The 14126-nt window shown below is 67.2% G+C and carries 12 protein-coding genes; 9 read left to right on the top strand and 3 right to left on the bottom strand.

Translation table 11 applies throughout. From position 1 onward, the window contains the following. Positions 1 to 1382 (bottom strand): sugar ABC transporter ATP-binding protein (locus tag A5784_RS20400; protein ID WP_082944969.1); only part of this gene is annotated, 1382 nt, incomplete at its 3' end. 144 nt (positions 1383 to 1526) lie between these two features. Here A5784_RS20400 and A5784_RS20395 point away from each other — a divergent pair. The 3 genes from A5784_RS20395 to A5784_RS20385 are packed head-to-tail and all read left to right on the top strand — an operon-like array spanning position 1527 to position 4524. Then, positions 1527 to 3269 (top strand): dihydroxyacetone kinase family protein, encoded by a 1743-nt coding sequence (locus A5784_RS20395; RefSeq protein ID WP_064946711.1) that lies wholly within the window; start codon positions 1527 to 1529, stop codon positions 3267 to 3269. Beyond that, positions 3269 to 3736, top strand: a complete 468-nt coding sequence (locus A5784_RS20390; RefSeq protein WP_064946717.1) for a ribose-5-phosphate isomerase — start codon at positions 3269 to 3271, stop codon at positions 3734 to 3736. The genes A5784_RS20395 and A5784_RS20390 overlap by 1 nt, the downstream gene beginning before the upstream one ends. A 17-nt stretch (positions 3737 to 3753) precedes the next feature. Beyond that, positions 3754 to 4524: an SDR family oxidoreductase gene (locus tag A5784_RS20385; protein WP_064946716.1), complete on the top strand. Its 771-nt coding sequence runs from the start codon at positions 3754 to 3756 to the stop codon at positions 4522 to 4524. Positions 4525 to 4595: 71 nt separating this feature from the next. On the opposite strand, the gene A5784_RS20380 is transcribed toward A5784_RS20385, so the two are convergent. Then, positions 4596 to 5474: a PAC2 family protein gene (locus A5784_RS20380; protein ID WP_064946710.1), complete on the bottom strand. Its 879-nt coding sequence runs from the start codon at positions 5472 to 5474 to the stop codon at positions 4596 to 4598. A gap of 284 nt (positions 5475 to 5758) precedes the next feature. Here A5784_RS20380 and metH point away from each other — a divergent pair, with 284 nt between their 5' ends. The 3 genes from metH (at position 5759) to A5784_RS20365 (ending at position 11904) form a co-directional block, all read left to right on the top strand. After that, positions 5759 to 9493 carry a methionine synthase gene (metH, locus tag A5784_RS20375; RefSeq protein WP_064946709.1) on the top strand — a complete coding sequence of 1245 codons (3735 nt, stop codon included), beginning with the start codon at positions 5759 to 5761 and terminating at the stop codon, positions 9491 to 9493. A 161-nt stretch (positions 9494 to 9654) separates the two neighbouring features. Further along, positions 9655 to 10338, top strand: a complete 684-nt coding sequence (locus A5784_RS20370; protein ID WP_064946708.1) for an HAD family hydrolase — start codon at positions 9655 to 9657, stop codon at positions 10336 to 10338. 96 nt (positions 10339 to 10434) lie between these two features. Continuing rightward, complete coding sequence (locus A5784_RS20365) at positions 10435 to 11904, top strand: sugar porter family MFS transporter (RefSeq protein WP_064946707.1); 1470 nt, start codon at positions 10435 to 10437, stop codon at positions 11902 to 11904. On the opposite strand, the gene A5784_RS20360 is transcribed toward A5784_RS20365, so the two are convergent. After that, positions 11901 to 12353 carry a hypothetical protein gene (locus A5784_RS20360; RefSeq protein WP_064946706.1) on the bottom strand — a complete coding sequence of 151 codons (453 nt, stop codon included), beginning with the start codon at positions 12351 to 12353 and terminating at the stop codon, positions 11901 to 11903. The two genes, A5784_RS20365 and A5784_RS20360, sit on opposite strands and share 4 nt — an antisense overlap. A gap of 113 nt (positions 12354 to 12466) precedes the next feature. Between A5784_RS20360 and A5784_RS20355 the strand changes: the two genes are divergently transcribed. Genes A5784_RS20355 through A5784_RS20345 form a run of 3 tightly spaced genes read left to right on the top strand, consistent with a single transcriptional unit; the run spans position 12467 to position 14124 of the window. Continuing rightward, positions 12467 to 12748: a phosphoribosyl-ATP diphosphatase gene (locus tag A5784_RS20355; protein ID WP_029372976.1), complete on the top strand. Its 282-nt coding sequence runs from the start codon at positions 12467 to 12469 to the stop codon at positions 12746 to 12748. 2 nt (positions 12749 to 12750) lie between these two features. After that, the gene (gene hisG, locus A5784_RS20350) at positions 12751 to 13602 is read left to right on the top strand and encodes an ATP phosphoribosyltransferase (RefSeq protein ID WP_064946705.1); all 852 of its coding nucleotides are present in this window, start codon (positions 12751 to 12753) and stop codon (positions 13600 to 13602) included. Positions 13603 to 13641: 39 nt separating this feature from the next. Next, positions 13642 to 14124 carry a DUF4126 family protein gene (locus tag A5784_RS20345; protein ID WP_064946704.1) on the top strand — a complete coding sequence of 161 codons (483 nt, stop codon included), beginning with the start codon at positions 13642 to 13644 and terminating at the stop codon, positions 14122 to 14124. Positions 14125 to 14126: the final 2 nt, after the last annotated feature.

Raw genomic sequence — 14126 nt, 5'->3', positions numbered from 1 at the left:
TATGCGATCGTCGGCAGCGTCAGATGTGTATAAGAGACAGGCAAGCGCCCCTCGGCGGCCAGATCGCGGATGATGGTGTAGATCTCGCCGCGCGCGCCGACATCGACGCCGCGGGTGGGTTCGTCGAGCAGCAGCACCGAGCAGTTCTGGGTGAGCCAGCGGGCCAGCACGATCTTCTGCTGATTGCCGCCGGACAGGTTGCCGACGAGCTGGCCGAGGCCGCTGGACTTGAGCCGTACCGACGCGGTGGCGTCGCTGACCGCCGACGAGCGCTTGCGGTTGCGCAGCCAACCCGCGGAGGCGAAGGCGCCCAGATGCGGCAGGCTGCCGTTGTCGAGGACCGATTGCGTGAGCACCAGGCCCGCGCCTTTGCGGTCCTCGGGGACCAGCGAGATGCCCGCGCGGATCGCGTCGCCGACGCGCCCGCGGTGGACCGCACGGCCGTTGACGTCGATGGTGCCGGCGACCGAGCGCCGGATCCCGAAGATGGCTTCGACGATCTCGCTGCGCCCGGCGCCGACCAGTCCGCCGAGTCCGAGGATCTCGCCTTTGCGGACCTCGAGATCGACGGCGGGCCCGTCGGCGTGCAGTTGCAGACCGCGGACGGACAGGCCGATCTCGTCGCCTGCCGGGGTGATGGGCGGAAAGAGGTTGTCGAGCTCACGGCCGATCATGGCGTGCACGATGCCGTCCGGCGTGGTGTCGGCCAGCGGCGCGTTGAGCACGAGCTGCCCGTCGCGCAATACCACCACGTGGTCGGCCAGTTCGGTGATCTCGGCCATGCGATGGGTGGTGTAGAGCATCGCCACACCCTGCGTCTTGAGCCTGCGGACCACGTCGTAGAGGCGTTCGACCTCGCGGTCGGGGATCGCCGAGGTCGGCTCGTCGAGCAGCAGCACCTTGGCGCCCCAGGTGGTCGCCTTGGCGATCTCGACGAGCTGCATGAGCGCGATGGGCAGATCACCCATGCGGGTCCGTGGATCGACGTCGACGCCGAAGGTGGCCAGCATCTCGCGGGCCTGCCTGGCCATGCCGCGCCGGTCCAGGGTGCGGAACTGCGTCTTGAGTTCCCTTCCCACGAACAGGTTTTCGTAGATCGTCAGCTCGGGGTAGGGGGCGAGTTCCTGCGGCACGATGCCCACCCCGAGGCTGCGGGCCAGCTTGGGGTCGGCGTGCTGCAACGCCGTGCCGTCGACGGTGACCTCGCCCGAGTCGGCCTTGAGCTGCCCGGTGACGATCTTCATCAGCGTGGACTTGCCGGCCCCGTTTTCGCCCGCGAGCACGGTGAGCTCGCCGGCGTGCAGGTCGAATGACACGTCACGCAGCACCGGCACGCCGCCGAAGGCCTTCGCAACGTGGTCGACATGTAGGGCGGTGGCCATACCTGCTCCTCTGATCTCGGATTTGAGAAAGATAACAACGAACATGCGAACTATCAAGGTATTGACATTAGAAATCGCATCAATCATGTTATAAATCGAGTGAGCGGACGCACACACGCATCCGCGTGAGCGAAGGAATCAGCGGTGACGAAACTGTACGACGACCCCCGCGCGTTCAGTGACGACCTCCTGGAGGGGTTTGTCGACCTGCACGCCGACCGTGTACTCAGCGTCGAGGGCGGGGTGGTGCGAGCTGCCGAAACGCCCGGTAAGGTGGCCGTCGTCGTAGGCGGCGGCTCGGGCCACTATCCGGCGTTCTGTGGTGTTGTGGGAACAGGTTTCGCCGATGGGGCCGTGGTGGGCAACGTGTTCACCTCGCCGTCGACCCAGGAGGCCTACTCGGTGGGCCGAGCAGCCGAAAACGGTGCCGGGGTGCTGTTCAGCACCGGCAACTACGCAGGCGACGTCATGAACTTCACGCTGGCCCAGCAGCGGCTGCAGCAGGAGGGCATCGATACCCGCGTCGTGTTCGTCACCGACGATATTGCTAGCGCACCTGTTGAGGAAATTCACAAGCGGCGTGGGATCGCCGGTGATTTCGTCGTGTTCAAGATCGCCGGTGCCGCCGCCGAGGCGGGCTACGACCTCGACGGCGTGGAACGCGTCGCGCGGCTCGCCAACGACCGCACCCGCACGCTCGGCGTCGCGTTCGGCGGCTGCACGATGCCGGGCGCCGACACGCCGCTGTTCACCGTTCCCGATGGCCGCATGGGTGTCGGGCTGGGGATCCACGGTGAGCCGGGCATCGACGAGGGCGATCTGCCCCGCGCCGCGGATCTGGCCCGCCGGCTCGTCGAGGGCGTGCTGGCCGAGGCGCCGGGCGACACCAACCGCGTCGGCGTGATCCTCAACGGCCTCGGCGCCACCAAGTACGAAGAGCTGTTCGTGGTGTGGCGCACGGTGGCCCCACTGCTGCGCTCCGCCGGCTACACCCTGGTCGACCCCGAGGTGGGCGAGCTCGTCACCAGTCTCGACATGGCCGGCTGCTCACTGACTTTGGTGTTCCTCGACGACGAACTCGACGAGTTGTGGCGGGCCCCCGCCGACACGCCGGCCTACCGCAAGGGCGTCGCGACCACGGCGACCGCCGCGCCACGACGCGTCGTCGCCGCGGCGACGGTGACCGAAACCGAGGCCGTCGAGGTGTCCCAGGCATCCCGCCGGTGCGGGCAGACCGCCACCGCAATCCTGGCGGCGATGGCCGCCGCGATCGAAGACGCAGCGGACGAGCTCGGGCGCGTGGACGCGGTCGCAGGCGACGGCGACCACGGCCGCGGGATGGTGAAGGGCACCTCGGCGGCCCTACAGGCGGCCGAGCTCGCCGACGGCTCCGGGGCCGGGGCGGCGTCCGTACTGACCGCGGCAGGGGAGGCCTGGGCCAGCCAGGCCGGCGGCACGTCGGGCGTGCTCTGGGGCGCCGCACTGGGCGCGATCGGTGCGCGCCTCGGTGACGACGCCGAGGCCATCACGCCTTCGGATGTCGCCGCGGCGGTGCGGGCCGGGCTGGAGGCCATCACGACCCTCGGCAAGGCCTCCGTCGGTGACAAGACGATGCTCGACGCGCTGGTCCCGTTCGTGGACCGCCTCGAACGCGAGACCGCCGCAGGCGCCGAGCTGACCGACGCCTGGGCACAGGCGGCCTCCGACGCCGAACAGGCCGCACAGGCCACGGCCGATCTGAAACCCAAAGTGGGGCGGGCACGTCCGCTCGCCGAGCGCAGCCTCGGCACCCCCGATGCAGGAGCCCTGTCCTTGGCGCTGTGCGTCCGCACCGCGGCAGCGGTACTGGCCCAGACCACGGCAGAAGACACAGTGAGGAGCAAGTGATGAGCGGTCTGCGGATCGTCGTCGGCGCCGATGACGCCGGCGTGGACTACAAGGACATTCTGCGGCGCGACCTGGAGGCCGACGAGCGCGTCGAGTCCGTCGTCGACGTCGGGGTGGGCACCGACGAGCACACGGCCTACCCGCATGTCGCGGTGGCCGCGGCCCGCATGGTCGCCGAAGGCAAGGCCGACCGTGCGCTGCTGGTGTGCGGCACCGGACTCGGTGTGGCCATCAGTGCCAACAAGGTGCCGGGAATCCGGGCCGTCACCGCCCACGACAGCTTCTCCGTCGAACGGTCGGTGCTGTCCAACAATGCGCAGGTGCTGTGTTTCGGACAACGCGTCGTGGGGATCGAGTTGGCGCGCAGACTGGCCAAGGAGTGGCTCGACTACCAGTTCGACCCGGCGTCGGCCTCGGCCGCCAAGGTCGACGCGATCGCCGGATACGAGCCGGCCCCCGGTTGCTGACGAGCGAGGAGATGACCATGAGCACAACCGATCCCGTCGTCGACTTCGACTTCTCGCTGACCGGCAAGGTCGCCGTCGTGACCGGCGGCGCCTCGGGCATCGGCGCCGCCATCGCCTCGGCCTACGCCGTCAAGGGCGCCTCCGTCGCGATCCTGGACCTCTCGGGCGACGCCGCCACCGAGCGTGCGCGTGAACTCGGGGACGGCCACGCGGCCTTCGCCTGCGACGTCAGCTCCGCCGATTCGGTCGCCGACGCCGTCGACGCGGTCCGGGAACGCTTCGGCCGCATCGACATTCTCGTGAACTCGGCCGGCGTGGCGCTGCTCGCACCCGCCGCCGAAATCGACGTCAAGGCCTGGGACAAGACCATCGCCATCAACCTCACGGGCACCTTCCTGATGTGCCAGAAGGTCGGCGCCGTGATGCTCGAGCAGGGCTACGGGCGCGTGATCAACATGGCCTCGCAGGCGGCGAGCGTCGCCCTCACCGACCACGTCGCGTATTGCGCCTCGAAATTCGGCGTCGTGGGCGTGACCAAGGTGCTCGCCTCGGAGTGGGCGGGCCGCGGCGTCACCGCCAACACCATCAGCCCGACGGTGGTGCTGACCGATCTCGGCCGCGCGGCGTGGGAAAACGAGAAGGGGGACCGGCTCAAGACCCAGATCCCGACCGGTCGATTCGCCTACCCCGACGAAATCGCCGCTGCCGCAGTCTTTCTCGCGTCCGACGCGGCGGCGATGATCAACGGGGCCGATCTGCTGGTCGACGGCGGTTACACCATCCGCTGACGACGTCGAATGGCCAGTTGTGCACGCAAATCACGAAAATGCGTGCACTAACTGGCCACTCGGCCAAACCCTTACCGGCCGCGCCGCCGCAGGTAGCGCTCGAACTCCGCCGCCAGCGCGTCACCGTCGATCTTGCCGAGCACCTCGTGCATGTCGACCTCGGCGTCGCCGCGTTCCTCCAGTGACTGCACGTACTCGGCGATCTCGTCGTCCTCGGCCGTCATCTCGGTGACCGCCTGCTCCCACTCCTCGGCGGCCGCGGGCAGATCGGCCAGTGGCACCTCGATGTCGAGCACGTCCTCGACGCGGCGCAGCAACGCCACTGTCGCCTTGGGGTTGGGTGGCTGCGATACGTAATGCGGTACCGCCGCCCAGAACGTCACCGCCGGGATGCCCGCCTGTACGCACGCATCCTGGAACACCCCCGCGATGCCGGTGGGTCCCTCGTAGCGCGTTTCCTCCAGCCCGAAGAACTTGGCCGACTCCGACGAGTACGCAGCACCCGACACCGGGACCGGCCGGGTGTGCGGCGTGTCGGCCAGCAACGCGCCGAGGATCACCACGGTCTGCACGTTGAGCTTGTCCGCGATGGCCAGCAGCTCGGCGCAGAAGGTGCGCCACCGCATGTTCGGCTCGACGCCGTGCATGAGTACCACGTCGCGGTCGCTGCCCGGCGGTCGGCAGTGGGAGATTCGCATCGACGGCCACACCAGCTCCCGCGTCACGCCGTCGATCTGCCGGATCACGGGTCGGTTCACCTGGTAGTCGTAGTAGGCCTCGTCGTCGATTTCGACGATCGGTTCGGCTTCCCAGATCGCATCGAGGTGGTCCAGCGCGTCGCTGGCCGCGTCACCGGCGTCGTTCCATCCTTCGAACGCCGCCACGACGATGGCGTTCTGCAATTCGGGCAGGTCGGACGGCCTACCTCCGCTCGGATACGACGGTGTCACACTGTCAGCGTAAGCCCTGCGTGGGGGCGAAGAGTGCCTTGTCGCCGCGGGTCATATCGCGCCGCTGAGCCGGTTGCGTCAACAAGCAGGTTGCATAGACCGACTACCCTGTTGGTGGGAACGCTGGTCGGGTCGATCGCGACGACGCGTTGGGCGTCCGCACGTCTGTCGGATGACGACGTAGACTCTTCTGGTCGAGAGGCGTTGCAACGGTGTCGGGTTTCTGCCCGTATCCGCCACGCTCGGCAGAGTCAAGGACGCCTTCCGTTACGGAAGGAGAGTATGTGAACGCCTCTGAGTCGAACATCCGCCCGGACTGCACCGACGAACTGGCGGCAACTCTGCGCCGACGGATCATGGTCATCGACGGCGCCATGGGTACAGCGATCCAGCGGGACCGCCCCGATGAGGCCGGCTACCGCGGCGAGCGGTTCAAGGACTGGCCGAGCCCGGTTCAGGGCAACAACGACCTGCTGAACCTGACGCAGCCGCAGATCATCGAGGGCATCCACCGCGAGTACCTCGAGGCGGGCGCCGACATCCTGGAGACCAACACGTTCAACGCGAACGCGGTCTCGCTCTCCGACTACGACATGCAGGAGTTGAGCTACGAGCTGAACTACGCGGGCGCCGCCCTGGCCCGCAAAGCCTGCGACGAGTTCAGCACCGAGGACAAGCCCCGCTACGTCGCCGGGGCGCTGGGGCCGACGACGCGCACCGCGTCCATCTCGCCGGACGTCAACGATCCGGGTGCCCGCAACGTTTCCTACGACCAACTGGTCGCCGCCTACCTCGACGCTGCCAACGGCCTGGTCGACGGTGGCGCTGACCTGCTCATCGTCGAGACGATCTTCGACACGCTGAACGCCAAGGCCGCGATCTTCGCCATCGAGACGCTGTTCGAGCAGCGCGGCCGCCGCTGGCCGGTGATCATCTCGGGCACCATCACCGATGCGTCCGGGCGCACCCTGTCCGGTCAGGTCACCGAAGCGTTCTGGAATTCGATCCGGCACGCCAAGCCGCTCGCGGTGGGCCTCAACTGCGCCCTCGGCGCGCCGGAGATGCGGCCCTATATCGCCGAGATGGCGCGCATCGCCGACACCTTCGTCTCCTGCTACCCGAACGCCGGCCTGCCCAACGCCTTCGGCGAGTACGACGAGTCCCCGAAGCGCCAGGCCGGTTATGTCGCCGACTTCGCCCAGGCCGGTCTGGTCAACATGGTCGGTGGCTGCTGCGGAACGACGCCTGCGCACATCGCCGAGATCGCGCAGGTTGTCGAGGGTGTGCCGCCGCGCGACGTGCCGGAGATCGAGATCGCCACCCGGCTGGCGGGCCTGGAGCCACTCAACATCACCGAGGACTCCCTGTTCGTGAACATCGGTGAGCGCACCAACATCACCGGTTCGGCCCGGTTCCGCAACCTCATCAAAGCCGAGGACTACGACACCGCACTGTCGGTTGCCCTGCAGCAGGTCGAGGTCGGTGCGCAGGTCATCGACATCAACATGGACGAAGGCATGATCGACGGCGTCGCCGCGATGGACCGCTTCACCAAGCTGATCGCGGCCGAGCCGGACATCAGCCGCGTGCCGGTGATGATCGACTCCTCCAAGTTCGAGGTCATCGAGGCGGGCCTGAAGAACGTGCAGGGCAAGCCGATCGTCAACTCGATCTCCATGAAGGAGGGCGAGGAGAAGTTCATCCGCGAGGCCCGGCTGTGCCGCAAGTACGGCGCTGCCGTCGTCGTCATGGCTTTCGACGAGCAAGGGCAGGCCGACAACCTGGAGCGCCGCAAAGAAATCTGCGGGCGGGCCTACCGGATCCTCACCGAGGAGGTCGGCTTCCCGGCCGAGGACATCATCTTCGACCCGAACTGCTTCGCGCTGGCGACCGGTATCGAGGAGCACGCAACCTACGGCATCGACTTCATCGACGCATGCGCCTGGATCAAGGACAACCTGCCCGGCGTGCACATCTCCGGCGGTATCTCCAACGTGTCGTTCTCCTTCCGCGGCAACAACCCCGTCCGCGAGGCGATCCACGCGGTGTTCCTGTTCCACGCCATCAAGGCGGGCCTCGACATGGGCATCGTCAACGCCGGCGCGCTGGTGCCCTACGACGAGATCGACCCCGAGCTGCGGGACCGCATCGAGGACGTCGTCTTGAACCGTCGTGAGGATGCGGCCGAGCGGCTGCTGGAGATCGCGGAGAGGTTCAACAGCAAGGGGAAGTCCGAGGATCCCCAGGCGGCCGAGTGGCGCGGTCTGCCGGTCCGCGAGCGGATCACCCACGCCCTGGTCAAGGGCATCGACGCCCACGTCGACGAGGACACCGAACAACTGCGGGCCGAGATCGCCGCAGCAGGCGGGCGGCCGATCGAGGTGATCGAAGGTCCGCTGATGGACGGCATGAACGTCGTCGGCGACCTGTTCGGCTCAGGCAAGATGTTCCTGCCCCAGGTCGTGAAGTCGGCTCGCGTGATGAAGAAGGCGGTGGCGTATCTGCTGCCGTTCATCGAGGAGGAGAAAGTCACCTCCGGAGCGACCGCGGAAAAAGACACCAACGGCACCATCGTGATGGCGACCGTGAAGGGCGACGTCCACGACATCGGCAAGAACATCGTCGGGGTTGTGCTGCAGTGCAACAACTTCGAAGTGATCGACCTCGGTGTGATGGTGCCCGCGCAGAAGATCCTCGATACGGCCAAGGAACACAACGCCGACATCATCGGTCTCTCCGGCCTGATCACCCCGTCGCTGGACGAGATGGTCAACTTCGCCGTCGAGATGGAACGTGAGGGGATGGAGATCCCGCTGCTGATCGGGGGAGCGACTACCTCACGAGCTCACACGGCCGTGAAGATCGCGCCGCGTCGCAGCGGTCCGGTGGTCTGGGTCAAGGACGCGTCGCGCTCGGTGCCGGTCGCGGCCGCACTCCTCGACGACAAGCAGCGACCGGCGCTGCTGGAAGCCACCGAGGCCGACTACGCGTCGCTGCGTGAACGCCACTCGCAAAAGAACGAGCGGCCGATGCTGACGCTGGAAAAGGCCCGCGCCAACCGGACGCCGATCGAGTGGGACGGCTACACCCCACCGGTGCCCGCCCAAGGCGTCGGCGTGCGGGAGTTTCCCGACTACGACCTTGCCGAGCTGCGCGAGTACATCGACTGGCAGCCGTTCTTCAATGCCTGGGAGATGAAGGGTCGCTTCCCCGACATTCTCAACAACCCGGCGACGGGCGAGACTGCCCGCAAGCTCTACGACGATGCCCAAGAGATGCTCGACACCCTGATCAAGGAGAAGTGGCTCACCGCCAACGGCGTGATCGGGTTCTTCCCGGCGAACGCCGTCGGCGACGACATCGAGGTGTACACCGACGAGACCCGTTCCGAGGTACTCACCACGCTGCACAACCTGCGCCAGCAGGGTGAGCACCGCGAAGGTATCCCGAACCGGTCGCTGGGCGACTTCGTCGCACCTAAGGAAACTGGTCTGGCCGACTACGTGGGCGCCTTCGCCGTCACCGCGGGGCTCGGCAGCCAGGACAAGATCACGGAGTTCAAGGCAGCCCTCGACGACTACAGCGCGATTCTTCTGGAGTCGCTCGCCGACCGCCTGGCCGAGGCTTTCGCGGAGCGGATGCACGAACGGGTCCGCAAGGAGTTCTGGGGGTACCAGCCCGACGAACAGCTGGACAACGAGGCACTCATCGGCGAGAAGTACGTGGGAATCCGCCCCGCCCCCGGCTACCCGGCCTGCCCGGAGCACACAGAGAAGGAAACGCTCTGGAAGTTGATGGACGTCCGTGAGCGCACCGGCATCGAGCTGACCGAGTCGATGGCGATGTGGCCCGGTGCCGCCGTCAGCGGCTGGTACTTCTCGCACCCGCAGTCGCAGTACTTCGTGGTCGGCCGGTTGGCCCAGGATCAGGTCGCCGATTACGCAAGGCGCAAGGGCTGGACTCTGCAGGAGGCCGAGCGCTGGCTGTCGTCCAACCTGGGCTACAACCCGGAGGACTGACCCCCTACCTTGGTGGCCGCCGGCAACGATACGAATGCCAACGGTCCCAAGGCTTTCCGTGAGGCCCTGCTCGGCAGCACCGAAACTCCGGTGTTGCGAGCGGGTTTGCCTGCCGGTTGCGCGATGTGACTGCCAGGTGCCCGTTGTGCGAGAATCGCCGGGTGAAAGCGGTGCTGTGGGATATGGACGGCACCCTGGTCGACTCCGAAAAGCTCTGGGACGTCTCGATGCACGCGCTCTATGCGCGGATGGGTGCGGTGCTCACTCCCGAGGTGAGGGAGTCGACGCTGGGTGGCTCGTCGGAGTCGGTGATGCAGATCGTCTACGACGACGTGGGGCTCGACCCCGACCCCGTCGCGATGGCGGAGTCTGCCGACTGGCTACACGATTACACGGGCGACCTGTTCGAGCAGGGCCTGCCGTGGCGCCCCGGTGCCCAGGAACTGCTCGACGCCCTGCTCACCGCGGGCATCCCGATGGCGCTGGTGACCAACACCCGGCGCGATCTCGCCGAGCGGGCTCTGAAAAGCATTGGGCGGCACTATTTTTCGGTGACCGTATGCGGTGACGAGGTGCCAAGCGGCAAGCCGGCTCCCGACCCGTATCTGCGCGCGGCCGAGCTGCTCGGATTGCCCGCGAGGCGTTGCCTGGCTATCGAAGATTCGGTCACCGGCACCGCGTCGGCCGAGGCCGCAGGCTGCCCCGTACTGGTGGTCCCCAACGACATGGCGGTTCCCGACGGGCCGCGTCGCAGGCACGTCGAATCGCTGAGCCGCCTCGACGTGGCCGGTCTCCAGGCGATCCACGCCGAGCTGGAGCGCGAGCCGGGTCAGCGCAGCGCCTGAGCCGTCAATCACCGGTACGGATTTCGCCCCTATCGGCAGGTCGACTGTGCGATTGTGATGTGGCACAGATCACGCGACGCTGCGGGAGGACCTGTCATGACGCACGGGCCGGTAGGCGATTCCACGTCGGGCCTCGACTACGAGGAATCCGAACACAGCGGCAGGGTGGTCCGCATCGCGTCGGTGGCCGCCCTCGGTGGCCTGCTGTTCGGCTATGACAGTGCCGTGATCAACGGCGCGGTCTCGGCGGTTGAAGAACAGTTCGAGATCAGCAAGCTCGTCACCGGTATCGCCGTCGCGGCGGCACTGATCGGTGCTGCGGCCGGCGCGCTCGTCGCAGGACGGCTGGCAGACAAGATCGGCAGGCTCTCGGTGATGAAGATCGCCGCGGTGCTGTTCCTCATCAGCGCCTTCGGCACCGGCCTCGCCGCCAACGTGTGGATGTTCGGCGTGTTCCGGGTCATCGGCGGTATCGGCGTCGGCGTGGCGTCGGTGATCGCGCCGGCCTACATCGCCGAGACCTCACCGCCGCGGATCCGCGGGCGGCTGGGTTCGCTGCAGCAGTTGGCGATCGTCAGCGGCATCTTCGTGTCGCTGGCCATCGACGCGCTGTTGGCTCATCTCGCCGGCGGTTCTGACAAGGAACTGTGGCTGGGGATGGAGGCCTGGCGGTGGATGTTCATCATGATGGCGGTGCCCGCCGTCCTTTACGGCACGCTCGCGTACACGATCCCCGAGTCGCCACGCTATCTCGTTGCGACGTACCGGATTCCAGAAGCCCGCAGAGTGCTCACGATGCTGCTGGGGGAGAAGAACCTCGAGCTGACGATCACCCGCATCCAGGAGTCGATCAAGTCCGAGAAGCCACCGTCATGGACGGATATGCGCAAGCCGACCGGCGGTCTCTATGGCATCGTCTGGGTGGGCGTGGGCTTGTCGGTCTTCCAGCAGTTCGTCGGCATCAACGTGATCTTCTACTACTCGAACATTCTGTGGCAGGCGGCAGGATTGGACGAGAGCCAGGCTTTCAAGATCACGGTGATCACGTCGGTCACCAACATCGCGACCACGCTCATCGCGATCGCACTGATCGACAGGGTTGGACGCAAGCCGTTGCTGTTGGTCGGATCGGCCGGTATGGCGGTCACCCTGGGCACGATGGCGGTGATCTTCGGCACTGCTCCAGTGGTCGATGGTGCGCCTCATCCGACCGGAGCCCCACTGTGGATCGCACTCGTGGCGGCGAACCTGTTCGTGGTGGCCTTCGGCATGTCGTGGGGGCCGGTGGTCTGGGTGCTGCTCGGCGAAATGTTCCCGAACCGCATCCGCGCCGCAGCCCTCGGGCTGGCGGCTGCCGCGCAGTGGATCGCCAACTGCCTGATCACGGCGTCGTTCCCCGCGCTCGGCGCCTTCTCGCTCGGTGTCGCATACGGCTTCTACGCGATCTGCGCGGTGCTGTCGTTCGTGTTCGTGTCGCGCTGGGTGCAGGAGACCAAGGGCAAACACCTTGAGGACATGCAGAGCGAGATCCCGCATCACGAGCACAACCCCGCGGTGAACTCCTAACGCGTGTCGTCGACGAAGTCCGTCCACCCGACGCTGATCGCGACGTCCATCGCGGGCTCGACCAGGGTGGCCGGGTCCATGCCGGTGTGAGTCATGCGGACCTCGCAACCGGTCGCCACGACCCACACTGCCGCCGGATCCTTCTGGACCAGTGCGTAGGTGCCCGGCTCGCGACAGGGCACCTCGTAGCCGACGTCGCCTGACGTCGACCGCAACAGCGCGACCTCCTCGGCGAAGTCGTCGACGGGATGAAGGGAAAGTGTCAGCGTCGCCGGTGCGGAGGCGCCCGGGCCCCAGGCCGCCGTCAAGGACGGGTACGGCGCGAGCGGATTGGCCACCTGGTTGTTCCGCACCAGGCCGTCGAGGGGCAGGTGCTTGGCCAGGATCGTGCTGATCGCTGCCACCCGTGCGGTGTACGTCGGCAGAGGACGGTCGGCTGGAGCGCTCACCCCTCTATTGCACCCCAGGTTCGGCGTCCTACCGTGCACAAGATGTGGACTGTTTCTCCACGGCGCGCGGCGCAGTCTGGTGACCAGGGCCAACGCGGCGTCGCCGGCGGACCATGAAACAATCCATGCCCGTGAAGACTTTCGACGGCCTGTTCGCTGAGCTCAGCGAGAAGGCCCGCACCCGGCCCGCAGGCAGTGGCACCGTCGCGGCATTGGACACCGGGGTGCACGGGCTCGGCAAGAAGATCTTGGAGGAAGCCGGAGAGGTGTGGCTGGCCGCCGAGCATGAGAGCGACGAGGCGCTGGCCGAGGAGGTCAGCCAGTTGCTGTACTGGACGCAGGTGTTGATGCTCGCCCGCGGCCTGACCCTCGACGACGTCTACCGGAAGCTGTGAGCATGCTACGGGTCGCTGTTCCCAACAAAGGTGCCTTGAGCGAGTCGGCCGCCGAAATCCTCTCCGAGGCCGGATACCGCCGACGGCGCGATCCCAAGGATCTGACGGTCGTCGACCCCAACAACAACGTCGAGTTCTTCTTCCTGCGCCCGAAGGACATCGCCGTCTACGTCGGGTCCGGTCAGCTCGATCTCGGCATCACCGGGCGTGACCTGGCCGCGGATTCGGATGCACCGGTGCGTGAGCGGTTGTCGCTCGGATTCGGCAACTCCACTTTCCGCTACGCCGCCCCGGCGGGCCGGGAGTGGGCGACAGCCGACCTGGCGGGCAAGCGGATCGCCACGTCGTTCCCCAACCTGGTGCGCAAAGACCTGGCGGCACAAGGAATCGATGCCACCGTGATCCGGCTCGACGGAGCGGTGGAGATTTCGATCCAGCTCGGCGTCGCCGACGTCATCGCCGACGTGGTGGGCTCGGGCCGCACGCTCGGCCTGCACGATCTGGTGGCCTTCGGTGCGCCGCTGTGCGATTCGGAGGCGGTGCTGATCGAACGCGACGGCGCCTCGGACGAGAACGCGGCCGCACGAGATCAGCTGACTGCGCGAGTGCAGGGCGTGGTGTTCGGCCAGCAGTACCTGATGCTCGACTATGACTGTCCGCGTGCGGTTTTGGACGAGGCCATGGCGGTCACCCCGGGGCTGGAATCGCCGACCATCGCGCCGCTGGCCGATCCGGACTGGGCAGCCGTGCGGGCCCTGGTCCCGCGCCGCGACGTCAACTCCATCATGGATGAGCTCGCGGCCATCGGCGCCAAGGCGATTCTCGCGTCTGACATAAGGTTCTGCCGCTTCTGATACCCGGTGCCCGGACGCTGTGCGTGTTAGCGTCCGGGCATGACCCATTACCTCGTTCTGCTGCTGGCGCTGCTCATCGGGGTGGTGGCCGGATTGCGCGCGTTGACCCCGCCCGCTGTGCTGGCGTGGGCGGCCTTCCTGCGCTGGATCAACCTGGACGGGACCTGGGCGCAGTGGCTGGCACATCCGATCACAGTCACGGTGTTGACCATTCTCCTTGTGGTGGAGCTCATTACTGATCAGCTGCCCAAGACACCCAGCCGTAAGACCCCGGTCCAGTTCCTCGCGCGGCTGGTCGTCGGTGCGTTCGCCGGCGCGGTGATCGGTACGGCCTGGGGGCATACGTTCGGCGGACTCGGTGCGGGGATGATCGGTGCCGTGCTGGGAACACTGGGCGGCTACGAGGCCCGCACCCGTCTGGTCGCCGCTACCGGCGGTCGCGATCTGCCGGTCGCCCTGGTGGAGGATGCCGTCGCGGTGGTGGGCGGCTTCGCGGTTGCGGCGCTCACCGCGGTCGTATAGCC

The organism is Mycobacterium sp. 852013-50091_SCH5140682, assembly GCF_001665685.1.
In the GTDB taxonomy this organism is placed as follows: domain Bacteria; phylum Actinomycetota; class Actinomycetes; order Mycobacteriales; family Mycobacteriaceae; genus Mycobacterium.
The sequence above is the reverse complement of the archived record's forward strand: the minus strand, read 5'-3'. Positions and strand labels throughout refer to the sequence as shown.

Excerpts from the sequence above, each read along its gene's own strand:
- A5784_RS20385 (WP_064946716.1), top strand. The coding sequence starts at position 3,754 with ATGAGCACAACCGATCCCGTCGTCGACTTCGACTTCTCGCTGACCGGC.
- A5784_RS20355 (WP_029372976.1), top strand. The coding sequence starts at position 12,467 with ATGAAACAATCCATGCCCGTGAAGACTTTCGACGGCCTGTTCGCTGAG.
- hisG (WP_064946705.1), top strand. The coding sequence starts at position 12,751 with ATGCTACGGGTCGCTGTTCCCAACAAAGGTGCCTTGAGCGAGTCGGCC.
- A5784_RS20390 (WP_064946717.1), top strand. The coding sequence starts at position 3,269 with ATGAGCGGTCTGCGGATCGTCGTCGGCGCCGATGACGCCGGCGTGGAC.
- A5784_RS20345 (WP_064946704.1), top strand. The coding sequence starts at position 13,642 with ATGACCCATTACCTCGTTCTGCTGCTGGCGCTGCTCATCGGGGTGGTG.
- A5784_RS20365 (WP_064946707.1), top strand. The coding sequence starts at position 10,435 with ATGACGCACGGGCCGGTAGGCGATTCCACGTCGGGCCTCGACTACGAG.